Genomic DNA, 22,278 nt, shown 5'->3' with positions numbered 1-22,278 from the left:
AGGACTCGACATGCCATCGCCTCAGATCACCTTATGGGGCAACGGTCCCTCAGGGCTTTCGCCCTCATGATCTCCTACAGCCTCCTGACCGGTCGACGCACCACGGTCTTGGGCTTGTCGGCAGATGTCTTGCGAGGATCTCCCGGATAGATCTCGTGATGCCGTCGCTCGTCGGAGGTGACGACCACATATCCCTGCTCGATGGCGAAGGCATGCAGGAGAGTCAGGGTGAGCGGATAACCCCGGATGGCCCACATTACTTCGCCTGCCACCCGAAAGGACTCCCAAAGTGGACGCGTGGCGAAGCAGCGTGAAAATAGTTTCATTCACACTGCCTCGTCTGCCATCCATGCGATCCCGAAAAGCGGACGGCAGGGAGGTCATTGTGAACCGGCCCCGATCACGTCGGGCCCGGACACCCTGCTCCAGACGCGTTGCGCGCCGAGACGCTGACGCCCCGTCCCTACTGCACGCCACCCTCCCCGCTCCGAGCGCACCGCCATAGCCGGCCCACGACGAGGCCCAGGACCGCCAGGGTGATCCAACCCATGTGCAGGTCCGCCAGGGGAAGCATGTCGAAGGGCAGCCACAGCGTGGGCGCATAGCCATCCCTCAGGGCTACGGTGACGCTATCGAGGGCGCAGAGTGCGACCGCGAGACGCCACGCGGGGGCGTCGCGAGCGTCCCCGACGCGCGCGCCAGCATTGCCTGCGTCGCTGCGCCCTACCCCACTCCGCCCGACACGGCCCTGCAGCAGTCCCATGGCCACGAGGCAAATCGCCACGGGATACAGCGCCAGGAGCAACGGGACCGAGTATCCCAGGATGGCAGTGAGGCCCACGTTGGAGAGCAGGAAGGAGACCACCACCACGGCAAGCGCCCACTGACGGTAGCCCAGCCTCGCATAGCGCTCCGAGAAGTACTCCGAGATCGAGCAGGTGAGTCCGATGCACACGTTGAGGCAGGCCAGGCCGAAGATGGCAGCGACGAGCACGGCCCCCAGCGAACCAAACTCAATACGTGCGGCGGCGGCGATCACCTCGGCACCGTTGCCCACACCCGGCACGACGCTACCCATGGTGTAGCCCAGGTAGCCAAAGCCACAGTAGATGAGCATCATGAGCACGCCCGCAATCGCTCCCGAACGCATGACCTGCCGAGCGACGTCGCGCGTGTCTTCCAGCCCCTTCTCACGCACGTTCATTGCGATGACGATGCCAAACGCGAGGGCGGCAAGGACGTCCATGGTCTGATAGCCGCACACGAAGCCCGCGACGAGGGGCCGGGCGGCGTAGTCGCCCGCAGCCGCCGAAGCGGGCCCTCCCGGCGGGGAGACGAGCACGGCGCCTACCACCAGCACGATGAGGAGCAAGAGCGCGGGACCCGACGCTTTGCCCATGAGCTCCGTCAGCCGACTGGGATGCATGGCCAGCACGTAGGCCACCGCAAAGAACGCCAGCGAGAACACCAGGAGCGCCGCCGTGGGAGAAAGGTCCGTCGGCAACAGGGGCCTGAGCATCTCGTAGGAGGTCGTCGCCGTACGCGGGATGGCCAGGAAGGGTCCGATGGCCAGGTACACCAGGGCGGCGAACACTTCCGAGAAGAGCGGGCTTATGCGGTCGGCCAGCTGGCGCACCGAGCCAGAGAGCGCGATGGCCGCGATCGTGAGGACAGGCAGGCCGACGGCCGAGACGATGAAGCCGGCCAGGGCCAACGGCGTGCTCCCGGCGGCTTGGACGCCCAGAAGCGGGGCGAGGATGAGGTTGCCCGCACCAAAGAACATGGAGAAGAGCATGACGCCCACGGCGAGCCCGTCCCTGCGGTTCAGGCGATGCGCCAACATCTCAGCCCCTTCCCCATCCGACCTCACGCTGCCACAGACCACGCGAACCTCCCCAATCCCACGTGCGACAAAGCGCGCGAGGGCGCGCGGAAGGCCGCAGCTGGTATCCAAAACGACGTTTCATGGCTGCCCATTCTATACGACCTTTAAGGTTTCCATGTACTTAAGGCTCCCAACACGAAAGACCCCAGGTTCTCAAGCGGAGAGGAGAGGTCGGAGCGTGAGGCCAGGGGCTGCTTTTCCCAGCCCATTTGGACGCCGAGACGTCACTTCCGCTTCCCGCGCATAAATGTCATTAAGTGTGGTACATATTGAGTCAGTCACGGCTATCTTTAGGCAAGAGACCAGTCACGCCGGACAAGGGGCCTGACGCATCAACCAAGGGGCCCGCCGCATCACATGATGTCCGGACGGGCCCACGACACAAGGAGGACGCATGTCTCTCATCGGCAAGGAAATCGGCGACTTCTCCGTCCAGGCATACCAGGACAACGGCTTCAGGACCGTCACCAAGGCGGACGTCCTGGGCACGTGGTCGCTGTTCTTCTTCTATCCTGCGGACTTCACCTTCGTCTGCCCCACCGAGCTCGAAGAGCTGGCCGAGAACTACGAGGCCTTCAAGGCAGAGGGCTGCGAGGTGTACTCCGTCTCCTGCGACACCGAGTTCACCCATATGGCCTGGCATGGAAGCTCCGCGCGCATCGGCCAGGTCAGCTACCCCATGCTCGCAGACCCCGCCCACGTCCTCGCACGCGACTTCGAGGTCCTCGTCGAGGATGCCGGACAGGCGGAGCGCGGTGCCTTCGTCGTTGACCCCGAGGGTCGCATCCAGGTCTACGAGGTGACGGCCAGCGGCATCGGCCGCAATGCCCAGGAGCTGCTGCGCCTGGTGCAAGCCGCCAAGTTCGTGGCTGAGCACGGCGACCAGGTCTGCCCCGCCAAGTGGCGCCCCGGCAGCAAGACCCTGACGCCCGGCGCTGACCTCGTGGGCAAGCTATAGGTGTAGGAGCTTCTGAGTGTAGGGGCTGCGACACAACGCGATTTCCGGCACCGCTTCCTCTAGTCCTACCCCAGCTTCAGGTGGACGAGGATGGCACGCCTCTTGTCATCACATACCCTCATGGCGATCCTCGTGTACAGCTTCAGCCGCCTCCCGAGGACCTCTCGAGCCTCCGTGTAAAACACCCGCTCTCCGACAAGCGGCATGCCGAGCCTCCCTGCGAACGCCTGCGCATCGTCCACGCAGAAGCGGATCCGCGCCGAGGTGTTGCCCGTCTTCCTCACGTATCGGTCGGCGTACCTGACGCCGACCGCATTGGTTGCGTCGAATATCAGCTCGCTGCCGGGGAAGCGCCGGCCAAGCTCCTTCAGGAACCGCACGATGTCCGCCTCGTCGAAGTACTGGAAGACTCCCGAGGCGACCATGAGCGACGGGACGGTCCTGTCGACCTGGTCCGCCCAGCCGAACTCGAACATGTCGCCTCCGACAAGCACCTCGTTCGGAAGCGGGTCGATGAGAGCCCTGCGGAGTTCGATCGTCTCCGGCAGGTCCACCTCGTAGAACGTGACTTCGGGCATGTCGAGCCTATGGGGCATCGTCTCCAGGCCGGCACCGAGGTTGACGACGCAGCAGCCCTCGGGATGTTCCGACACGAACGTGCGCACCACGCCGTCAAGCACGTGATAGCGTGCGACCGAGGCGATCATCGTATATTCCGAGGAGCTCTCCCCGATCCGTTCGAGGATTCCAGACGGAATCTTATCCCGAAGCCCTACGGCCGTCCCGTCATAGAAGAACTCTGGGAAGCGCTCTGAGGCGTACATCCTGGCCACCATCGGGATGTACGTCGTGTCGGCCACCCCCTGTAGGCCGGCATGCTGCCCAGCAGTCTGGTCGGACAGACGATTGCCGCACTCGGGTCGGTGGTTGCCGTGCAAGTCACTCATCTCGCACCTCTCTTTAGCTCCTCCACGGGCATGCGCTCCGGATACCTTCCCTCTTCGAGGATCTCCTTGAGGTATCTGTTGTCCAGGACCATGTCGTCCCTGATCAGCCGCCAATCCGCTTTCTTCCGAAAGAAGACCTTGAAGACGAGGAAGTTCACGATCGCCCCGATGACCGGCACCGTCATGCCGAAGGATTCGGTATGGGAGAAGCGACAGCCACCCTGCGTCCGTGTCCCCTCGAAGGTGATGGAGGCCGTCCCCTTGTCGCTCTGGAACACGAACCTGAAGCGGTCGGGGCTGCGCAGGCTCTCCACGATGGACCCCGTGACGTCGTAGTCGAGGCCCATCACGATCTCGCGGAACCTGACCCTGCTTCCTACGTCAACGTCCCCGTCGTAGAGCTCGCACTCCAGGTGGTATGGGCTCCACCTGACGAACTCCTCTTCGAAGTTGTCCGCCCATTCGCACAGCCTCTCGAACGGGACGTCCAGATCGACGTTTTCAGTCAAGCTGACCATGGGCGATCCTCCTGTACCTTTCCCTGTCGGCATCGCCGACGCCGAGAACGCCACCGCAGAAGTCCACCATGCGGTCCATAAGGGCGGCAGGGTCCCCGCCTTCCTTTCCCCGGACGTAGCCGAAGTCGAAGACCATCTCGCCGATGCCGCCGGCGATGAAGACGGCCGCCTGATGGACGTCCTCGTCATCCGTCCCGCACCAGCCCTTCGCCCGTATGAACAGCTCCCACACCTCGATGAAGCGCCGCGTCAGGTCGGCCTTCAACCTCAGCGAGAACAGCAGGTTCCCAGGGGAGGCCACCGCCTCGTCCCCGTGTCCGTCGGCGGCGAGCGTGCCCATGAACAAGCATGCTATGCAGGCCATCAACCCATCGGGATCATCTGCGTGCTCTGCGGCGGCCGCCGAGATGCCCTGTAGGTAGCGATCGGTGTACCTCTGCAGGACCGCCTGGTAGATTGCCTCTTTTGACTCGAAGTAGTAATAGAACACGCTGGGAGATGCGGTTCTGTCGTCCACGGCGTCGAGGATGTCTCTGATCGAGGTCGCCGTGTAGCCCCGCGAGAAGAACAGTTTGGTCGCGGCGTCGATCAGCTCGCTGCGCCGACTCTCTGGATTCCGTCTCGTTCTCGCCATCGCCGTCTCTCTAATTCATAGAACGATATTCTATGAAAGATGATAGAGGACGTACGGGCGAAAATCAAATGCGATGCCACGATGCTGCCGCAGCGCCCCCGACGTCCGTTGGGGCGGCATGGCCCCTTTCGAATCCAATCGGCTCAGCCTCATGGCCGAGGCTCGTCGGTCCCGCCATTCCTAGCAGTTGCCCACGTACACGTGGTCCAGGTATTCCCTTGCCACATCGGCGAGCGCATAGACCCTCTCGACCGGTGTGGGGGCGGCGTCCGACATGCGCCAGCAGGGGAAGAAGCGCGTCAGGTGGTAGACGATGTCCCCGCTGGTCTCACACAGCCACCGCGCGATGGTCGCGACCTGGTCGGGCGTGTCGTTCTTGCCCGGGACGACAAGGGTCGTTACCTCGACATGCGCTCCCGAGGCGACGAGGCGGGAGATCGTCCCCTTCACGGTGCTGACGTCGAAGCCACATTCGTCGCAGAAGGTGGGGGCAGTGCCTTTGAGGTCGATGTTCGCCGCATCGATAAGCCCGGCCAGGCAGTCGATCACCTCGGCGTTCGCGTAGCCGCTTGACACCAGCACGTTGACAAGGCCGTGCCTGTGGGCCTCACGTGAGCAGTCGCGCACGTACTCCCAGCCGACAAGCGGTTCGTTGTAGGTATAGGCGATGCCGATCATGCGCGGGTCACGCCGACGCTCCTCGCAGGCAAGGTCGACGAGCCGTTCCGGAAAGACCCGGCGCCAGGGCACGCCATCTCTCCCCGCCTGTGCGATGCGGTGGTTCTGGCAGAAGGGGCAGCGCAGGTTGCAGCCATAGCTTCCCACCGAGAGGAGCAGGGACCCGGGATGGAAGCGCGCAAGCGGCTTCTTCTCGACGGGGTCAACGGCGAGTGAGGTCACGCAGCCGTAGTTCTCCGCAACGACCGTGCCGCCCACGTTCCTGCGCGCACGGCAGAAGCCGACGCCGCCCTCCGGGACACGACACGCGCGCGGACAGGTGAGGCAGGTCGCCCTGCGCGTACCGTCCATGGCGTGCGCGCCACTCGTGGCACCCATGCCATCCGTAGCTCCGTGCGTATCGTTCATGCATGTCTCACGACCTCGAAGCGCTCGAGCGTCCAGCCATCCCTGCCAAGGTCGATGCCACCCTTGCGTGCCGCTATGCCCACCTGTTGCTCGACGGAGTCGACCCCGTCAAGGTCGGGCAAAAGCAGCCCGCGACGGCCGTCGGCCGTCGAGACGATCACGCCGTAGCGGCGCACATCGAGCTCGTCTGGCGAGGAAATGGGTTCGGGGACCGTGAGGACGTCCACGTCATAGACCAGTTCGTAAAGCTCCGAGCTCCGTACGGCGGGAAAGCGCGGATCCCGCGTGCCGGCGCTTACCGCATTGGCGCAGATCTCCTCCGCCAGGCTCGAACGGGTCGGCAGTATCGTCCCCATGCAGCCGCGCAGCTCCCCGCCCACTTTGAGTGAGACGAAGCATCCCGCGCGCCCGTCGAGAAGCTCTGCGGGCAGGGCCTCGCCCAGTGAGGCCATGTCATGGGGATTGCCGGGGTCGATGCGCCTGCCGTCGCGCACATAGGTCTCGAGCGAGAGCCGTGCGAGGCGCACAAACAGGTCCTCAGCGGCTTTGCGCCCGGCCATCTCACGCACATGGGCGTCCTCATACTGTTCGAGGAAGCTGCGGCTGGCGTCTGCACCCGCCGCAGATGTCGGGGTGAACGCCGCCACGCCGTAACCCACCCCAAACGGCCCTTCGTGGCTCAGCAGCTCCGCGGAGACAGACGTGCGGTCGAGCGCGCCCGCCATGATCTGGAAGCTGCGGAGCCCGCATTCGGCCGCCCGCTCGGCAAGGCCCGGATCCATGGAGAGCAGAGCGAGGAAGTCGCCCGTGCGGAAGATGCCGTCGATCGCCTCGTCGAACTTGGGGCCGTCGGGGGCGAAGCCATAGGGGCCGTCGGCGGTCAGCCTGTGGCTGAGGTCACCCGAGGCGACATAGACGGTCCTTCTGCCGAGCTCGCCCGCGACCGCCTGCACGCACTGCCCGAGCCGGTAGTGGACAGCAGGCGAAAGGCCAGAGAGCCCCATACGCACGACCTTGGGCCGTGGCCTGTCATCGGGCCAGGCCTTCCAGATGAAATGGAGCGGAACCATCGTCGCATGGTCGAGCAGGGGGTCGCGCTCTCCCTCGGTTCCCGCAGGGATGCCGGCAGCGTCGACGGCGGCGCACAGGGCATCCACGAAGCCCACGTCGTAGTCGCAGCCATAGGCAGCCTCTGGAGCGCCGAACTGGGCAAAGCTCCCGTGTGCACGGCTACCGGGGGATATATGGATGTAGTCACGATACATGACCGAGTGCGGCGTCGAGATGACGAGGGTCTCGGGCGCAAGCCCTGCGATGCGACGCCCCGCCTCGCCATAGGCGTCGATGGTGTCCTGGACGTCTCGCTCGCGGCCGTTCCCCACAGCAGGGATGATCAGGGGCGGATGCGGAACCGCAAACGCCGCAACGATCGCCATGTCGCCTCCCCTCTCCCAAAGCCGAAGACGCACCAGTCCCTCCCTGCGAGGGCGCGACTGGGCGGAGCGACGGCTGAAGTACGTCGCCTCGCTCCCCGCACGGTCGGCGGCGGCTGCCTCCTAGCGTCCCCTAGCAGCAGCCCTCCACGTCATCGACCATCAGCGGCTGGGTGAGGTAGCGCAGGGGCTCCAGCTCGTCGAAGGTGTGGTAGCCTGCGGGAGCGGCAAGCACCGTGGGAATGCGGTTGACGATGGTGGCGCAGGTGTGCTCGACGGTCGCGGGCTTCTCCACATGGAAGACGGTATCAGGCTCGCCCACGATCTTCCAGTCGCAGAGGTCGCCGTCGTCGGGACCGTAGACCTTGCCAATCTGCGAGGTCACGATGTCGATGCCCTGGTACGTCTTCGTGGTGACGCGCGTGTTCATGCCGATGACCCTGCCTGCGGGCACGGTGGCGCCCAAGGTCTCGGAGCGGCTGTCCCTCTCGGCGACGAACGGCACGTTCTCCTGGACGACCTGCGACACCGTGAGGCCCAGGTGCTGGGCGAGCGCCTCGTTGGAGTTCCACACGTACGAGGGGACCACCTCGTCCGGGTGGGCCAGCGTCCTCTCGAACTCCTCGGGAGTGAGGCCCACACCATGCGCCTTGGCCAGGGCGAGCCCGTAGTCCTCCACGTTGTAGCTCACCGCGCCCTCGATGCGCTCGATGCGGTTCACCGCACCGACGAGCAGCCCCACGATGTGGACCCAGAACACGTCCTCCATGCCCGCGCCCACCACGGTGCAGCCCGTCTCGCACGCCAGGGCGTCGATGCGGTTGGTCGCCACCGAGGAGGTGGTCCAGGGGAAGGTACACTCCTCGCAGGTGGTGATGACGCTGATGCCACGGCTCACGCACCTCTCCACCATGGGCTCGATGTCCGCAAGCAGGCTGAACAGCTCGACGACCGCGATGTCGGGCACGCTCTCGTCCAACACGCGGTCCGCGTCGTCCGAGATCTTGACGCCCAGCCTGATGGGCAGCCCCGCAAAGTCGCCCACATCCATGCCGACGACCTCGGGGTTGATGTCAATGGCGCCGACGACCTGCGCCCCATGCTCATGCAGGTAGCGAAGCGTGTACTTTGCCATCTTCCCGCAACCGTACTGGACCACCCGGATCGGCCTGCGCCCCATGCTGACTCCTCCCATCGGATGCCTGGGCGAGAGACACGCCCGTCTTTGCCCTTGGATGTTCCCTGATTTAGGCAGGTGTGGCCCAGGGGTCGGCAAATGGGGGCCTTTGCCCGGGGAGGGGTGGCATCGGCACCAACCAGGTGGGTTAGAGTGTAGCCAACGAGCGGTGTCACGGTGGTAAGACGACGGGGCGCATCCCTAAGCCGCCTGCATCGAGCGGGCCGAAGGGGGAAGGCGCGGGCGAGGGGGCTATGGGCATGCGTAGTCTGATCGACCTCACGGGCAATCACGGCGTCCGACGCGGCTACGAGCTTGGTAGGGTCGCCATAGACACGGGCGTGAACATCCGCGAGCTCGGGGGGTTTCCGACGCCCCGGGGCATGACACGCTACCACCGCTTCATTCGTTCGGGAACCACGGCCAGCGTAAACAAGGAGGATGCGGACGCTCTCTACGGCTATGGGGTCCGGCAGGTGCTCGACCTGCGCGGTACGGACGAGGTCCGTAGAAGCCCCGAGAGGCTTGTCTCGCTCATAGACGTCGGATACCGAAACGTCCCGCTCTTTGACTACGACATCACGGGCTCGGTTCTTGGCAGGGGGGACGACGATGGCAACTACCTCGCTGACAGCATGTTCCAGATGCTTGAGAACCGTCCTGCCATGCGGGAGATCTTCACGTTCCTCGCCAACGTCCCCCGACGCGGTTGCACCCTCTTCCACTGTGGGGCGGGGAGCGATCGAACCGGCTTGCTGTCGTTGCTGCTCTTGGGGCTCGTGGGCGTCGAGCGGCGTCAGCTCATTGCGGACTATGCCTATTCGTTTGGCTATGTTCCCGAGGTCAATGCCGCTATCTTCGAGGAGCGCGAGGGCACGGGAGGCAGGCGCGTTCGTGGTGACCTCTCGTTGCGCATCGATGCCATCTCGACGGTCTATGACCGTCTGGGCGAGACGTTCGGCACCATCGAGGCCTATCTCTTGGACTGTGGGGTCCGTGGTTCCGAGGTCAGGCAGGTTCGCTCGCTCCTCCTGAGCCGCTGGCCCAGGCGATACCACATGCCCGACGACGAGATCGTGTCCTCGAGCTCGGAACTCGCCGCGGCAAAGCCCGCCAACCCTCCGGAGCCCAGGTCGAGCCGACGCTTCTTTGTCAACGCCTTCGAGAACCCCAACAAGGTCACGGCCGACCTCTACTACATCACCGGAAGGGCGAACGACCTCACCGAGCGCATCGACACCAACCAGCGCGATCGTTCGTTCCATGACCACGACTATGTGATGCTTGAGGTCCCCGAAACGGAGAGGGGAATCCTGTTCGCACCGGTCTCGGGCAAGATCATGCCGCTCTCCGAGGTGGGCGATCCCGCCTTTTCCGACGGCTCCTGCGGAGAGGGGGTTGCCATCATTGCGGACGGCTCCACCGTGTACGCTCCCGCCACCTGCCGCGTCACGGCTCAGCTTCCCTCGAACAACGCGCTTGGGCTGCTCTCCCAGGACGGCATGGAGCTTCTCCTGGTGGTGGGCCCCCGAGCAGAGAGGTACGCCGGGGGCGGGTTCAGGCAGCATGCCTGGCAGAACGACTCCATACGACGTGGCACCCCTCTCATCTCTTGGGACCCGACGTCGGTCCCCAAGGCCAACAGCGAGCCAGTGATGCTCGTGGTGACCAACGCACGCGAGCTTGGTGGCATCCGAATCCTTGCCAAGGGCTCAGTCGAGGTGGGCGAGGCGATCATCTCGTTTGGCCGCCACCAGGGGAACCACCGCAGCATCGCCAAGAATATGTGAATATTGTAGTTCACAATTATTTCACATCAGGCTAGAATCAGTAACCAAGCCCCGAAAGGGGCCTGTGCGCATACGCGCCAGCACGCACGACGGATGACACCTTACGAGAGGAGACCGCATGCGTTACCTGCTTCTGGTGAGCCACGGCACCTTCGCCCCCGGTCTTGGCAGCGTCATCAAGATGCTCGTGGGAGAGAGGACTGACGTCCTGAGCTGTGGCATGGAAGATGGCATGGGGGCGGACGCCTACGTGCGCGCCCTCGAGCAGACGGTTTCCGTCATCAAGCCAGAGGACTCCGTCTTCGTCTTCGGTGACCTCATCGGCGGGTCGCCCCTGACCAACGCGATCAACGTCCTGACCCAGAGGGGTCTCATGCAAAACGCGACGGTCTTCGGCGGGGCCAATGTCCCCATGGTCATCACGGCCACCCTTCAGTCCGACGAAGACGACGAGACGCTCAAGCGCGACATCATCAGCGAAGGGCAGGCAGCCATCCGTGAGTTCGTCCTGCAGCTTGACGACGAGGAGGACGAGAGCCTCTAGCCCTTCCCACTGGCGGTCGGCGTGGCCTGGCGGCGCACGCCCCCAGCGCCCGATGCCACAAAGCACCGAACTACACCCCCGTGCACAAGCCGTCGTGAGCCATACGCCGGCGAGAAGGTCCCACGTGGAAAGGAGACTCCATGATTTCGTTCGTCCGTATCGATGACCGCATGATCCATGGTCAGACCGTCACGAGGTGGTCTCTCGAGTATCCCTGCGACGGCATCATCGCCGTGAACGACGCGGCGGCGACCAATCCCGTGCTCAAGGCCGCCTACAAGGGCGCCGCGCCCGACAAGAAGGTCTTCATCTGGACCCTCGACCACTTCAGGGAGAGCATGGGCAAGGTCCTCGAGAGCAAGACCCGCTACTTCCTCATCACCAAGAGCCCCCTCGACATGAGGACGATACTCGTCGACTACGGGTTCAAGCCCTCCGATGTCAAGACCGTCGTCGTCGGCCCCTGCAATGACCGTCCGGGTGCGGTCAAGCTGGGCAACAACCAGTCGATCACCCCCGAGGAGGCGCAGGCCCTCGAGGCCATCACCCAAGCGGGCTATGACGTGGAGTTCGCCCTGCTCAAGGACAACGCCATCGGCAGCTGGTCAAAGTTCCGCGACCGCTTTGACCTCAAGTGACAGGGGCCCTGCGGGCCTCACGGACCACGCATAGGAAGGTGGTTTGACGCTTATGACTATCAACGTTCTGCAGGCTGCGTTGCTTGGCCTGTTCGCCTGCCTGGCGTCCTTGCCTGGCATGGGCGGCACCACCGTCGGTAACTACACCCTCGGCCGTCCCCTGGTCGGCGGTCTCGTCGTCGGCCTCATACTCGGCGACGTCCCGACGGGCATCATCGTCGGCGCCGCGATTCAGGTCGTCTACATCGCGCTCGTCACTCCCGGCGGCACCGTGTCCGCCGACGTCCGTGCCGTCACCTACATCGGCATCCCCCTCTCCATCCTGGCCATCCACGCCCAGGGGCTCGACCCGTCCTCGACCGAGGCCGCCTCGTTGGCCGCAGCCCTCGGCGCCGCCGTCGGAACCATCGGAACCGTCCTGTTCTACGGCACCGCAACCCTCAACCTCGTGTGGCAGTCCATTGGCTGGAAGGCAATGGAGACCCACGACTGGAAGAGGATCAGAAGGACCATCCCACTGGTCGACTTCGTCTACCCGTGGGTCTCCCACATCCTGTTCTCCTTCGTTCCCACGTTCATCATCTGCATGGCCGGTTCCAGCATGGTCCAGCTCATGAAGGACTACATGCCGATGGACGGCATCGCCATGAAGACGCTGTTCACCGTCGGCTCCCTGCTCCCTGCAGTCGGTATCGCAATCCTCTGCAAGCAGGTCGTCAACAAGCCACTTGATTGGCTCACCTTTGCGTTCGGCTTCACGCTCGCGGCCTGCCTGCACATGAACCTCATCGCGTGTGCGATCGTCGCGGCGTTCTTCGCCCTCATCAAGTATCAGATCGAGGAGGCCAAGGCCGCTCGTCCCGCCATCGCCGGGGCGGCGGGTGCTGCCGATGAAGAGGAAGAGGAGGATATCTGATCATGGCCGAGACGAGGAAGATCTCCGCAGATGCACGCAAGAAGTGCTTCCGCAACTGGGCATACGGCAACCTCACCTGCTTCTCGCAGGCACACATGCAGACCTTTGGCTACCTTGCCGCCATGCTCCCCATCGTGGACGACCTCTATGACAAGGAGGAGGACAAGGTCAATGCCCTGGAGACCTACACCACCTTCTTCAACACCGAACCCCAGATCGGCACCATGGTCATCGGCCTGACCACCGGCCTCGAGGAGGCGCGCGCCAACGGCGAGGCCATCGACGCCGAGACCATCAATGGCATTCGCGCCGGCCTCATGGGCCCGCTGGCAGGCCTTGGCGACTCCATCATCGTAGGCACGTTCATCCCCATCCTGCTGGGCATCGCACTCGGCCTCTCGACGGGAGGCTCCGTCATTGGCCCGCTGTTCTACATCGTGGCGTGGAACGTGCTCATGTACTTCGGCATGAAGCTCGCCTACAACCGTGGCTACGAACTCGGCGGCTCGGCCGTCCAGGCCCTGGTCGGCCCCGAGTCCCAGGCCCTGCGCAGCGCCATCATCATGGTCGGCACCATGGTCATCGGTGCCGTCGCCGCCACCTGGGTCTCCATCAGCACCTCCCTCGTACTCCCGGGCGTCGGCCCGCTCGAGGGCGTCCTGTGGTCCAGCAACTCCACGGTCACGCTGGATGCCCTGCAGCTAGCCGGCCCTGCGGGCGTCTCGCTTGACGTCTTTGGCTCTGGCATCTTCCCCAAGCTGCTGAACTTCGTGTTCGTGTACTTCTGCTGGTGGCTCATGACCAAGAAGAAGGTCGGCGTCATCCCCACCATGCTGGTTCTCGTCGCGATTGCGTTCGTGGGCGTCCTCGTCGGCGTCTTCGATCCCGGCCTGTCCTACTAAGCCGCATTCGGAGGGGCCGCACATGTCGTGTGGCCCCATGGCGGCACCGACACAGGATGCAAGCGACGGGGTTTTGGCGGGGCTGGCACTTCCAGCCCCGCTTTCCGTGCCCCGTAGGACGGGCGGTCCGTCAGCCGCACACGGCATTCTCCGACACAAGCACGGTGACACGGCGGTTGTGACTGCCTATTGCCGTTTGGCTGATCTCTTCCGTTTTGCCGGCCCCTCGCCTCGTCTCTTCATTGGCGGGCAGGGGATCGCGGCGACTGGTCCAAGGAGGTACCTGCGAGATGGTTGGCACGACCACGGATAGGAAGGCGCAGACGGCCCGGGAGCGCGACGCCCTCATCGCAGAGGCGGACCTGCAGACCAGGGCGATCATGCGCCTGAGCGCATGGAAGCGCATCGCATACTCGCTGCTCGCCGTCGGTGCGCTGATGGCCTATTGGAACATCTACCAGGAAGGGCCGTTTTGGGCCCTTGTCGTGGGAATCGTCACCTTCGTCGCGTCAGTGTTCGCTTCTGTCATGCTCTACATGGTGGTGGAGCGCGCCAAGGCCAACGTACGCGCGATGATGTCCGCCGCCGGGATCGACATGGGGGATGCCCCCAAGGGAGGCTCCGTGGGCAAGGGCTGAGCTGCCGGGGATGCGAGCTCGGATCTTTTGCAGAAGAACGGGCGGGCGGCCTACGCCACCTTAGCGTAGGCGCGCAGAGGTCTCCCTGCACGCCGCCATCCGAAATGACCTCTTGGACTGTGCGACACCCTATGTCAGCCGAACGATCCTGGTGCCATGCGCCTCGTCTACCCCGAGGGCACACGCCACCTCCTCCGCATTCTCGAACGTGACACCACCACCCGGCAGGATGCCGACTCGCCCAGCCGCATGGCCAACGAGACGACGAAGGTGACCGAGGTTGCTGGCGATGGGCGTGGCTGCTGCCCCACCATGGGTGAGAATGCGGCCGACACCCATATCCACCAGGCTATCGATTGCCTCGAGCTGGCGGATGTCGGAAAGCTCGTCGAAGGCCATATGGAAGGTCACGCTGACGGGAGCGACCTCCCTACCGTCACCCAACTTCAGAGGCTCGCGGGCGGCACGGACGAGACGCCCGGTCATCCCATGGTCGAGGATCGGCTCGCCTGTCTCGGCATCCTCGGAAAGGCAGCCAAGCACGACCCCCGCCACGCCCAGCATGCGTGCCATCGTCACGTCATCGAGCATCATGCGCTCCTCCTCGGAAGAGTAGGCGAAGCCACCCCCTCGCGGACGCACCATGGCATGTACGGCAACGTCGGCCTCCGCCGCACATGCGACGGCGGCGCGAATCACGCCGTAGCTGGGGGTCGTACCGCCCACCGCAAGGTTGTCGCACAACTCTATACGTCCCGCCCCCGCAGCAATTGCCTTGGGCACCCACTCCATGTTCTCCGCGCAGAACTCCCTCAGCAGCGCCATGAGCCCTCCTTCAGCACCAAACCGATGATGGGGACGGCAACTCGGGCTCCCCTTTGCGCAACTCGGTGCAAGGACGCGCATGCCACCTTCCGACCCCCGCTATCCTCATTGTCGTGGGGAGAGAGACGCAACGGCAAGCACGGACTTGGAGCTGGACACCATGGACATACGAGTGGTCGAGGAAGCAGGGCGAACCGCGATGGAGGTGACCATCCTCTGCGCGCCTGCGGACCCGCGCGTCACTCGCGTGGTGCGGAGGCTGCGGTCCCTGGGCGGCGGGCTGGTAGGCTACGAGCCAGGTGGGGGCATCGAACGGCGCCTCGTCGCCGCCGACGAGGTCCTCTCCATAGAGACGTCCGAAGGTCGCGCATACCTGCACCTGGCCGATGGCCCGAACCTGGAAAGCCCCCTGCGCCTCTTCGAGCTCGAGGATCTTCTTGCTGGCACCGAGTTCGTACGAGCCTCGCGCCAGGAGCTCGTGAACCTGGGCCACGTGAGGTCGATCCGACCAGAAGTTGGCAGAAGGCTGGTGCTCGTGCTCGATGATGGGTCATCGGTGCTCGCCAGCAGGAGCTACGCCCGGGAAATCAAGGCGCGAATCGGCATCACGTCCAGGTAGGGGCATCAAGTTAGGGCATTGGGCACGGAGCGAAGGGAGTGGCACCATGACCGCAACGACAAACGGAGAAAGCATGGGCAGGGGCAAGGGGGAGGTCCTCTTCTCGGACGAGCCGTTCAAGACTACGGGGGCGGCCATAGGCGCGGGCGTGCTCACGGGAAGCCTCATCACCTGCATCATGCTCGTGATCGCCATCATCATAGGGTCTGCCCTCCAAGGCATGGACGAGGGCATGGCCTACTGTCTCAGCTTCATCGCCGCAGGCATTGCGGGCGGGGTGCTGCAGCAACTATGGTTCAACCTGAGGGCGACCGTGCTACGCTTGCGCTACCCCCTGCGACTCCTGGGGTTCTCGCTCAGCTACTACATCTGTTTGGCAGCGTGTGCGTTCCTGGGACGCTGGCTCCCCAGCACGCCGGGTGCATGGGCAACGTTCACCGCCATCTTCCTCGTGATCCTTCTGGTGCTGACCGTCGTGCTGACGCGCGTGTTCCACCGGCGCGAAGGGGAGTACGGCCGCAAGCTGGGCGAATATCGCCAAGCCCGGCACGGATAGGCCTTGTGACGCCGCTTAGGCCATGCGACGCATGAGGTCCGACACGAAGTGACGCGTCTGCATTCAGGTAGGAAGCCCAAGCTGATTGGTTTGACTGGCAGGTCTGTTTTCACACTACTTCTCCAGCCGTCCGCCCTACGCACCCGCGCGGACAGCTGGAGAGTTATTGTGAGTGGTCCGCAGCCTAAGATTCACAATTCTTCGCCAGCCATCCGTCGAAAGGAAGGGCCCGGATGCGTGGAGAGTTATTGTGAGTTCCCGCTTCACGTCCGCTCACAATAACTCTCTAGCGATCCAACACCCTGTGAAAAATGGACGGGTGGGAAACTTTTGTGAATCAGACTTTTAATTTCAACCCTGCTAGAGACTTATAGAGAGGCTTACCCTGAGGCTTGTCTGACCGACGACGGCCCGGGTCGACGCAGGGCACCAGCCGTAGAATGGACACAGCGAGATCTAGACCCTCTGGCCCGACCAAAACCTAGCTAGAGGGGTCAAGCAAGGCTGCAGCCCATCGTCGGAAGGCAGGCGTCATGAACGACTTCGTGTTCCAGTCCCCCACCCGCTTCGTGTTTGGACGCGACTTCGCCGACAGGGTCGGCGAAGAGGTTGCCGCGCTCGGTGCGCAACACGCGCTGCTGGTGTACGGCGGGGGCTCCGTGGTGCGCACGGGGCTGCTCGACCGCGTGGAGGCGTCGCTCGACAGCGCGGATGTCACATACGCGGAGCTCGCTGGCGTGCGCCCCAACCCGGAGCTCGGTCTCGTCCGCAAGGGTATCGACCTCGCACGCGTCGAGAAGGTCGATCTGGTCCTCGCGGTAGGCGGCGGGTCGGTCATCGACTGCTCCAAGGCCATCGCGTTTGGCGTCCCCTACCAGGGGGACGTATGGGACTTCTTCTCGTGCAAGGCAAGCGTCCGCGAGTGCCTGCCCATCGCATGCGTGCTCACCATCCCCGCCGCAGGGTCCGAGGCGTCGGCCTCCTGTGTCATCAGCAACGACGCCCTCAGCCTGAAGCGGGGCACCAGCTCCGACGCGTTCCGGCCGCGCCTGGCGATCATGGACCCAAGGCTCACCTTCACGCTGCCTCAGTACCAGACCGCTGCCGGCGTCACGGACATCATCTGTCATATCTGCGAGCGCTTCTTCAGCTCTGCGGGAGCCGTTCCCGTGACGGACAACATTGCCTGCGGCATCATCCGCGCCGTCATGGACGCCGCGACGGCCGTCACCGAGAAACCCGACGACTACGACGCGCGCGCCACCATCATGTGGTCGGGCACGCTCGCCCACAACGACCTCTGTGGCTGCGGGCGTGCCGCGGCGGCCGGCAAGCGTGCGGGCGGCTGGGAGAGCCATGGCCTCGAGCACGAGATCTCCGCCCACCACCCCGAGGTGGCGCACGGCGCGGGCCTGGCCGTCATCCTGCCTGCGTGGATGCGCTACGTCTGGCACGCCGACCCCACGCGCTTCCTCGCCTTCGCGAAGGGAGTCTTCGACGTCGAGCCCATGGACAAGACGGACGAGGGCACGCAGGACGCGGTCACCTACGCCATCGACGAGCTCCAACGCTTCTTCGTGGGCCTCGGCATGCCCCGGGCGCTCGCCGACCTGGGCCTCTCGCCTACCGACGTCGACGCCTGGCTGGGGACCCTGCGTCAGAACAAGGGCGAGCGCTTTGGCGAGCTCATGCCCCTGACCATGGATGACGCGCGCGCCATCTACCTCTCGGCTTTCTAGGGAGCTCGCGCAGGCCGCGGGGACGTGGCTCTATCCCCTCTGCCTCGCCGCCCTCCTCGCCCGGGACAAGAGGCGGCATCACCAACGAACCGGCTGCTGAAGCGACATCCTCGAATGCATGATCCTACTCACGAACATACTCATCACGATGAGTATCGTTACGATGAGTATCGTTACGAGAGGTGCCTGGATTACGAAAGTCACCTTGCATCCCCGCAGACAGGAGACGCCATGCCCGCAGACACACCCTCCGCGACACGCCCCCGGCTGGTGGCCGTCGACATGGACGGCACCTTCTGCCACAGCGACACGACCATCAACGAGGCCCGCTTCAGGCCCCTCCTCGCCCGTATGCAGGCTGCGTGCTGCCACTTCGTTGTGGCCAGCGGCAACCAGTACTGGCAGTTGCGCGACTTCTTCCCCGGCTACGACGAGGAGCTGGCATTCGTCGCAGAGAACGGCGCCTTCGTGAAGGACGGCAGCGAGATGGTCTTCGCAGGCGAGATCGCGCCCAAGGCAGTCAGGACGACCATCGACTGGATCCGCTCGCACAGCGAGGCCAAAAGCGTCATGTGCGGCGTCGAAGGCGCCTACGTGGAGCGTGGGTCCGCAACGCAGCAGTGGATCGACGTCATGCGGACCTGGTACCACCGGATCGACTGGGTCGAGAGCTTCGACGACGTGGATGACGAAATCATCAAGTTCTTCATCGAGGTGCCAGCGAAGGAGACCGACGCCTACTGCCAGCAGATCAGCTCGGAGCTGGACGGCCTCATGACGCCCACGACCTCCGGCCACGGGGCCATCGACCTCATCGTTCCCGGCTGCCACAAGGCGTCGGGCATCGAACGCCTCGCCCAGCGCTGGAACGTCTCCCCCCAGGAGGTCATCGCCTTCGGCGACGGAGGCAACGACATCGAGATGCTGAGCTACGCCGGCATGGGATATGCCATGGAGAACGCCACCGACGACGTGAAGGCCGTGGCAGACGCTATCTGCCCCTCCAACGACGACGAGGGCGTCCTCCAGGTGCTCGAGAGCCTCTTCCCCGAGAGCTGACGTCCCCCTCTGCTGTCAGCGAAGCAGCGGGAGGAATGACTGCTATGGGCAAGGGGCGTGAGGCGGCAGTGCGACTACATGTGCCGCGCGACGTCCGTAGAGCGGGCTTTCCCGTCCCAAGACTTAACTTTCCATAAAGCCCTCGCCGCTCCCACAGAGAATCATGAGGACGTCTCCCTGCCTGAAGCCATGGTCAATGGCAACCTGAAGCACCGATGGCAGCGAGGGCTCGGTCTGGGCGGCATAGGGGAAGGAGAAGGACCTGTACGCCATCGCCGAGAGCTCGCGCAGGTTAGGGACGGAACTTTGCGCCTTCGAGGTGAAGTAGAGCGCTCGTAGAACGCTCGCTTGTCGCGCACAAACCCGTCTCTAGCGTACTCACGAGTATCTTACTCCTAAGTACGTTATGACAGCCTCACGTGCGTGGGCCAGTGTAGTCGTTAATGCCCCCAATGTCGCGGACGTCCGCATATCCCGCACGCACGAGCTCACGTGCGGCGCGAGCACTCCGAGCGCCGCTGGCACAGTAGAGAAAGAGCGGAGTCGCACGGTCCTGAGCGACGTCAGCGATGCGCCCCAGCTGGGAGAGCGGCACGTTGGCGGCATCGGGGACGTGCCCGGCGAGGAACTCGCCCTCCTCACGCACGTCGACGAGCCGCGCACCAGGGGTGCGCCGCGCCTCCGCAACTCCCTCATCCATGGAAGCTATGGTTCTCACCGTCCCTACAGGTCGGGGTCTTTGCATATAGGTGATGACGCGCTATAGAGCCATGACCGGTATGGCGTGCGCGCGGTCGGGATGCATGTACGGTGCCTCCGTTTGGCAGATGATATTCCCGAACCCCGTTTCATAGTCCTCGAACGCTTCGAGGGCACCGAAGTTCCGTATCGCGTCCGCACTGTCCATCCGCCCCGATGCCCGCCTATCTGCCCGCAACCAGACGGCGCACGAAGTCCGTCGCAGGCTTCTCGACCAGCTCGTCAGGCGAGGCATACTGCTGCACGCGCCCTCCGTCCACCACGGCCACCTTGCTTGCAAGCCGTAGCGCCTCCTCGATGTCGTGCGTCACGAACATCACGGTGATGCCCGTCTCGCCATAGATGCGCCTGAGCTCCGCCTGCAGCTGCCTGCGGGTGATCTCGTCCACGGCTCCGAACGGCTCGTCCATGAGCAGGATGCCTGGTGAGGCCGCCAGCGCACGGGCAATGCCCACCCGCTGCTGCTGGCCTCCCGAAAGCTCGGCCGGGTAGCGCTCGAGCAGCTCCTCTTCGAGCCCCACGATGCCCATCCACTTGCGGACCGCCTTGCGAGTGCGTGCACGATTGCCGCCGTTCCAGAGGCTGGGCACGTAGGAGATGTTCTGCTCCACCGTCATGTGCGGGAAGAGCACGCTGCCCTGGATGGCATAGCCGATGTTGCGCCTGAGCTGGATGAGGTCCTGCTTCCGTACGCTCACGCCCTCGACCAGCACATCCCCCTCGCTTGGCTCGATGAGGCCGTTGGCCATCTTGAGCAGCGTGGTCTTGCCACCGCCCGAGGACCCTATCACGCACACGAACTCGCCGCGCATGATGGAAAGCGATACGTCGCGAAGGACGGGCTTGCCGTCATAGTCCTTGCTCACGTCGCGAAACTCTATGGCCGGCACGTCTGCGGCGGGGGTGCCCTCGACGGAGGCGGCTGTGGCTGGGTCGTCTGCCGTCAGGGCGGCAGCGGTCTTCATTTCGTCACTCATCGCAGGAGCCCCTTCTGCTCGAGGTACTCGCGCGCCACGTCCTCGGGTGCACGCCCTTCGGTCTCGACCGAGTAGTTCATCTTCGCCATGTCATCGTCGGTGACGGTCCCCTCCAGGCGCTCGAGCACCGCACGCAGCTCGGGATGGCTCTCCAGCGTCTCCCTGCGCACCACGTTGCCACAGAGGTAGGAGGGGAAGAGGCCCTTGTCGTCCTCGAGGACCACGGCATCCGTGGCAGAGAGCTGCCCGTCGGTGGTGAAGATCACCATCACGTCGATCTGGCCCTCGGCCAGTGCCTGGTACTTGAGGCCGATGTCGAGGTCCATGGTGCTGCCGAAGTCGAGGCCATAGGCGTCACAGAGCGCCTGGTAGCCATCCTCGCGCTCGAAGAAGTCGTACTCGGCGCCAAAGCTGAGCTGGCTGGCGACGCGTTGCAGGTCGGAGTAGGTGCGGAGGTCGTAGCGTTCGGCCACCTCCCTGCGCACGACCAGGCCAAAGGTGTTGTTGAAGCCGTACATGCCTACCCACTCGAGGCCCAGCTGGTCCTCGTAGGCCTGCCGCAGCTGTCCGAAGAGGTCCTCCGAGTAGGTGTCCCCCTTGTTGAGCACGGCACTCCAGGCAGTCCCGGTGTACTCGGGATAGAGGTCGAACTCGCCGGACTCCATGGCAGGCTCGATGTTGGAGGTGCCGCCACCCACCCCCACGGTGAGCTCGACGGTGAGGTCCGTGTCCTGCTCGATGAGGTCTTTGAGCATGTAGCCCATGATGTACTGCTCGGTCATGGGCTTGGTGGCCACGTGGATGACCTCTGCCGGGACAAACGCCTGCACACCGGCAACCAATGCGGCCACGGCGGCCATCCCGGCAGCGGCAAGCGCCATGCGCCGATTGGCGCGCCGGGCGGAAGCGCTTCGCATCTGGCTGCGACGCTCCACAAAACCGAGCACGACGTCGACGGCGAGGGCGAGAAGCGCCGTGAGGAGGCTCCCGTCCATGGTCATGGCCACATTGTTGGTGGTGATGCCGCGATAGATGGCCACGCCCAGGCCACCGGCGCCGATGAACGACGCGATGCCCGCAAGTGCCACCGTCATGGTCGCCATCGACCGGATGCCGCTCATGATGTAGGGCAGGGCCAGGGGGATCTTGATCCTACGCAGGATCTGCCCGTCGGTCGAACCCATGCCGCAAGCGGCCTCCACGAGGGCGGGGTCCACGTTGGTGATGCCCGTGTGGGTGTTTCTCACCATGGGCAGCAAGGCGTAGATGGTGAGCGCTATGACCGCCGTCGCGTTGCCCACGCCCGAGAAGGGGATGAGGAACCCCAGCATCGAGATGGATGGGATGGTGTAGAGGAAGTTGACCACGCCGAGCGTGGGCTTGGCGGCGCGGGGGCGCTCGGCGATGAGCAGGCCGAAGACCCCTCCCGCCACGATGGCGATGACGATGGCGGCAGCCGAGATGGCCAGGTGCTCGACCAGAAGCTCCCCAAAGAACTCCCAGCGTCCCAGCAGGAGGTCCCACATCGCGTGCAGCATGTCCAGGCATTCTTGTGCGTCCATGGGCTGCTCCTCTCGGGTTGTCCCTTGGGTGAGCATTCTCCCCCGAGACGCCCGCAAAAGGAAGTAGGCACTTTCATGTAACCATGGGCGCGAACCCCCTGTCACCCCAGGGTGTC

24 protein-coding genes are annotated in these 22,278 nt (G+C 64.4%); 11 read left to right on the top strand and 13 right to left on the bottom strand.

The genetic code is table 11. The features are described 5' to 3' along the window. Nucleotides 1–74 precede the first annotated feature (74 nt). Complete coding sequence (locus OLSU_RS03250; RefSeq protein WP_148219049.1) at nt 75–272, bottom strand: hypothetical protein; 198 nt, start codon at nt 270–272, stop codon at nt 75–77. Between the two features lie 191 nt (nt 273–463). Beyond that, nucleotides 464–1,843: a branched-chain amino acid transport system II carrier protein gene (gene brnQ / locus OLSU_RS03245; RefSeq protein WP_013251525.1), complete on the bottom strand. Its 1,380-nt coding sequence runs from the start codon at nt 1,841–1,843 to the stop codon at nt 464–466. Nucleotides 1,844–2,279: 436 nt separating this feature from the next. Between brnQ and ahpC the strand changes: the two genes are divergently transcribed. Further along, nucleotides 2,280–2,843: an alkyl hydroperoxide reductase subunit C gene (ahpC, locus tag OLSU_RS03240; RefSeq protein WP_013251524.1), complete on the top strand. Its 564-nt coding sequence runs from the start codon at nt 2,280–2,282 to the stop codon at nt 2,841–2,843. A gap of 65 nt (nt 2,844–2,908) precedes the next feature. On the opposite strand, the gene OLSU_RS03235 is transcribed toward ahpC, so the two are convergent. The 6 genes from OLSU_RS03235 to OLSU_RS03210 form a co-directional block, all read right to left on the bottom strand. Then, on the bottom strand, nt 2,909–3,790 hold the full coding sequence (locus OLSU_RS03235) for a class I SAM-dependent methyltransferase (protein ID WP_013251523.1): 882 nt from the start codon (nt 3,788–3,790) through the stop codon (nt 2,909–2,911). Further along, complete coding sequence (locus OLSU_RS03230) at nt 3,787–4,308, bottom strand: SRPBCC family protein (RefSeq protein WP_013251522.1); 522 nt, start codon at nt 4,306–4,308, stop codon at nt 3,787–3,789. The genes OLSU_RS03235 and OLSU_RS03230 overlap by 4 nt, the downstream gene beginning before the upstream one ends. Further along, complete coding sequence (locus OLSU_RS03225) at nt 4,292–4,942, bottom strand: TetR/AcrR family transcriptional regulator (RefSeq protein WP_013251521.1); 651 nt, start codon at nt 4,940–4,942, stop codon at nt 4,292–4,294. The genes OLSU_RS03230 and OLSU_RS03225 overlap by 17 nt, the downstream gene beginning before the upstream one ends. 180 nt (nt 4,943–5,122) lie before the next feature. Further along, entirely contained in the window at nt 5,123–6,028 is a 906-nt protein-coding gene (locus OLSU_RS03220) for a radical SAM protein (RefSeq protein WP_013251520.1), read from the bottom strand. Continuing rightward, nucleotides 6,025–7,464, bottom strand: coding sequence for an AmmeMemoRadiSam system protein A (amrA, locus tag OLSU_RS03215; RefSeq protein ID WP_013251519.1), 1,440 nt, complete (start codon nt 7,462–7,464; stop codon nt 6,025–6,027). Before amrA ends, OLSU_RS03220 begins: the two co-directional genes overlap by 4 nt. 130 nt (nt 7,465–7,594) lie before the next feature. Further along, nucleotides 7,595–8,641, bottom strand: a complete 1,047-nt coding sequence (locus OLSU_RS03210; RefSeq protein ID WP_013251518.1) for an NAD(P)H-dependent amine dehydrogenase family protein — start codon at nt 8,639–8,641, stop codon at nt 7,595–7,597. Nucleotides 8,642–8,898: 257 nt separating this feature from the next. Here OLSU_RS03210 and OLSU_RS03205 point away from each other — a divergent pair, with 257 nt between their 5' ends. The 6 genes from OLSU_RS03205 to OLSU_RS03180 all read left to right on the top strand — a co-directional run bounded on the left by OLSU_RS03205 (nt 8,899) and on the right by OLSU_RS03180 (nt 14,066). Beyond that, complete coding sequence (locus OLSU_RS03205) at nt 8,899–10,428, top strand: tyrosine-protein phosphatase (RefSeq protein WP_013251517.1); 1,530 nt, start codon at nt 8,899–8,901, stop codon at nt 10,426–10,428. Nucleotides 10,429–10,546: 118 nt separating this feature from the next. Continuing rightward, nucleotides 10,547–10,972, top strand: coding sequence for a PTS sugar transporter subunit IIA (locus OLSU_RS03200; RefSeq protein WP_013251516.1), 426 nt, complete (start codon nt 10,547–10,549; stop codon nt 10,970–10,972). 140 nt (nt 10,973–11,112) lie between these two features. Beyond that, nucleotides 11,113–11,610: a PTS system mannose/fructose/N-acetylgalactosamine-transporter subunit IIB gene (locus tag OLSU_RS03195; protein ID WP_013251515.1), complete on the top strand. Its 498-nt coding sequence runs from the start codon at nt 11,113–11,115 to the stop codon at nt 11,608–11,610. Nucleotides 11,611–11,662: 52 nt separating this feature from the next. Then, nucleotides 11,663–12,526, top strand: a complete 864-nt coding sequence (locus tag OLSU_RS03190; RefSeq protein WP_013251514.1) for a PTS mannose/fructose/sorbose/N-acetylgalactosamine transporter subunit IIC — start codon at nt 11,663–11,665, stop codon at nt 12,524–12,526. Nucleotides 12,527–12,528: 2 nt separating this feature from the next. Next, nucleotides 12,529–13,428, top strand: a complete 900-nt coding sequence (locus tag OLSU_RS03185) for a PTS system mannose/fructose/sorbose family transporter subunit IID (RefSeq protein ID WP_013251513.1) — start codon at nt 12,529–12,531, stop codon at nt 13,426–13,428. A gap of 290 nt (nt 13,429–13,718) precedes the next feature. Further along, nucleotides 13,719–14,066: a hypothetical protein gene (locus tag OLSU_RS03180; protein ID WP_013251512.1), complete on the top strand. Its 348-nt coding sequence runs from the start codon at nt 13,719–13,721 to the stop codon at nt 14,064–14,066. Between the two features lie 129 nt (nt 14,067–14,195). Here OLSU_RS03180 and OLSU_RS03175 read toward each other — a convergent pair whose 3' ends face one another. Next, nucleotides 14,196–14,891 (bottom strand): copper homeostasis protein CutC, encoded by a 696-nt coding sequence (locus tag OLSU_RS03175; RefSeq protein ID WP_013251511.1) that lies wholly within the window; start codon nt 14,889–14,891, stop codon nt 14,196–14,198. 160 nt (nt 14,892–15,051) lie between these two features. Between OLSU_RS03175 and OLSU_RS03170 the strand changes: the two genes are divergently transcribed. From OLSU_RS03170 to OLSU_RS03155, 4 genes are all read left to right on the top strand, one after another. Further along, nucleotides 15,052–15,510: a LytTR family DNA-binding domain-containing protein gene (locus OLSU_RS03170; protein WP_041549221.1), complete on the top strand. Its 459-nt coding sequence runs from the start codon at nt 15,052–15,054 to the stop codon at nt 15,508–15,510. A 46-nt stretch (nt 15,511–15,556) separates the two neighbouring features. Next, entirely contained in the window at nt 15,557–16,066 is a 510-nt protein-coding gene (locus OLSU_RS03165) for a hypothetical protein (RefSeq protein WP_049765151.1), read from the top strand. A 533-nt stretch (nt 16,067–16,599) separates the two neighbouring features. Continuing rightward, entirely contained in the window at nt 16,600–17,805 is a 1,206-nt protein-coding gene (locus OLSU_RS03160; protein ID WP_013251508.1) for an iron-containing alcohol dehydrogenase, read from the top strand. 231 nt (nt 17,806–18,036) lie between these two features. Next, nucleotides 18,037–18,864, top strand: a complete 828-nt coding sequence (locus tag OLSU_RS03155; RefSeq protein WP_013251507.1) for a Cof-type HAD-IIB family hydrolase — start codon at nt 18,037–18,039, stop codon at nt 18,862–18,864. Nucleotides 18,865–18,987: 123 nt separating this feature from the next. On the opposite strand, the gene OLSU_RS09620 is transcribed toward OLSU_RS03155, so the two are convergent. From OLSU_RS09620 to OLSU_RS03140, 4 genes are all read right to left on the bottom strand, one after another. Further along, the gene (locus OLSU_RS09620; protein ID WP_155982611.1) at nt 18,988–19,137 is read right to left on the bottom strand and encodes a hypothetical protein; all 150 of its coding nucleotides are present in this window, start codon (nt 19,135–19,137) and stop codon (nt 18,988–18,990) included. A 142-nt stretch (nt 19,138–19,279) separates the two neighbouring features. Beyond that, a complete protein-coding gene (locus tag OLSU_RS03150) occupies nt 19,280–19,564 on the bottom strand; it encodes a rhodanese-like domain-containing protein (RefSeq protein ID WP_041548859.1) in 285 nt (94 codons plus the stop codon). 223 nt (nt 19,565–19,787) lie between these two features. Beyond that, nucleotides 19,788–20,600: an ATP-binding cassette domain-containing protein gene (locus tag OLSU_RS03145; RefSeq protein WP_013251504.1), complete on the bottom strand. Its 813-nt coding sequence runs from the start codon at nt 20,598–20,600 to the stop codon at nt 19,788–19,790. Next, on the bottom strand, nt 20,597–22,162 hold the full coding sequence (locus OLSU_RS03140) for an ABC transporter permease/substrate-binding protein (protein ID WP_013251503.1): 1,566 nt from the start codon (nt 22,160–22,162) through the stop codon (nt 20,597–20,599). The genes OLSU_RS03145 and OLSU_RS03140 overlap by 4 nt, the downstream gene beginning before the upstream one ends. Between the last annotated feature and the right edge of the window lie 116 nt (nt 22,163–22,278).

Origin of the sequence: Olsenella uli DSM 7084 (assembly GCF_000143845.1) — a bacterium.
In the GTDB taxonomy this organism is placed as follows: domain Bacteria; phylum Actinomycetota; class Coriobacteriia; order Coriobacteriales; family Atopobiaceae; genus Olsenella; species Olsenella uli.
Note: the sequence above shows the minus strand (reverse complement) of the source record. Positions and strands in the feature narration are given on the sequence as shown.

Bases quoted from the DNA above. Each gene is read 5' to 3' on its own strand.
- OLSU_RS03210 (WP_013251518.1), bottom strand. From the start codon at position 8,641: ATGGGGCGCAGGCCGATCCGGGTGGTCCAGTACGGTTGCGGGAAGATG.
- OLSU_RS03160 (WP_013251508.1), top strand. From the start codon at position 16,600: ATGAACGACTTCGTGTTCCAGTCCCCCACCCGCTTCGTGTTTGGACGC.
- OLSU_RS03200 (WP_013251516.1), top strand. From the start codon at position 10,547: ATGCGTTACCTGCTTCTGGTGAGCCACGGCACCTTCGCCCCCGGTCTT.
- OLSU_RS03190 (WP_013251514.1), top strand. From the start codon at position 11,663: ATGACTATCAACGTTCTGCAGGCTGCGTTGCTTGGCCTGTTCGCCTGC.
- OLSU_RS03175 (WP_013251511.1), bottom strand. From the start codon at position 14,891: ATGGCGCTGCTGAGGGAGTTCTGCGCGGAGAACATGGAGTGGGTGCCC.
- OLSU_RS03155 (WP_013251507.1), top strand. From the start codon at position 18,037: ATGCCCGCAGACACACCCTCCGCGACACGCCCCCGGCTGGTGGCCGTC.
- OLSU_RS03145 (WP_013251504.1), bottom strand. From the start codon at position 20,600: ATGAGTGACGAAATGAAGACCGCTGCCGCCCTGACGGCAGACGACCCA.
- OLSU_RS03220 (WP_013251520.1), bottom strand. From the start codon at position 6,028: ATGAACGATACGCACGGAGCTACGGATGGCATGGGTGCCACGAGTGGC.
- brnQ (WP_013251525.1), bottom strand. From the start codon at position 1,843: ATGTTGGCGCATCGCCTGAACCGCAGGGACGGGCTCGCCGTGGGCGTC.
- OLSU_RS03185 (WP_013251513.1), top strand. From the start codon at position 12,529: ATGGCCGAGACGAGGAAGATCTCCGCAGATGCACGCAAGAAGTGCTTC.
- OLSU_RS09620 (WP_155982611.1), bottom strand. From the start codon at position 19,137: ATGGCGTACAGGTCCTTCTCCTTCCCCTATGCCGCCCAGACCGAGCCC.
- OLSU_RS03235 (WP_013251523.1), bottom strand. From the start codon at position 3,790: ATGAGTGACTTGCACGGCAACCACCGACCCGAGTGCGGCAATCGTCTG.
- OLSU_RS03230 (WP_013251522.1), bottom strand. From the start codon at position 4,308: ATGGTCAGCTTGACTGAAAACGTCGATCTGGACGTCCCGTTCGAGAGG.
- OLSU_RS03205 (WP_013251517.1), top strand. From the start codon at position 8,899: ATGCGTAGTCTGATCGACCTCACGGGCAATCACGGCGTCCGACGCGGC.
- OLSU_RS03140 (WP_013251503.1), bottom strand. From the start codon at position 22,162: ATGGACGCACAAGAATGCCTGGACATGCTGCACGCGATGTGGGACCTC.
- ahpC (WP_013251524.1), top strand. From the start codon at position 2,280: ATGTCTCTCATCGGCAAGGAAATCGGCGACTTCTCCGTCCAGGCATAC.
- OLSU_RS03225 (WP_013251521.1), bottom strand. From the start codon at position 4,942: ATGGCGAGAACGAGACGGAATCCAGAGAGTCGGCGCAGCGAGCTGATC.
- amrA (WP_013251519.1), bottom strand. From the start codon at position 7,464: ATGGCGATCGTTGCGGCGTTTGCGGTTCCGCATCCGCCCCTGATCATC.
- OLSU_RS03195 (WP_013251515.1), top strand. From the start codon at position 11,113: ATGATTTCGTTCGTCCGTATCGATGACCGCATGATCCATGGTCAGACC.
- OLSU_RS03150 (WP_041548859.1), bottom strand. From the start codon at position 19,564: ATGGATGAGGGAGTTGCGGAGGCGCGGCGCACCCCTGGTGCGCGGCTC.
- OLSU_RS03170 (WP_041549221.1), top strand. From the start codon at position 15,052: ATGGACATACGAGTGGTCGAGGAAGCAGGGCGAACCGCGATGGAGGTG.
- OLSU_RS03165 (WP_049765151.1), top strand. From the start codon at position 15,557: ATGACCGCAACGACAAACGGAGAAAGCATGGGCAGGGGCAAGGGGGAG.
- OLSU_RS03180 (WP_013251512.1), top strand. From the start codon at position 13,719: ATGGTTGGCACGACCACGGATAGGAAGGCGCAGACGGCCCGGGAGCGC.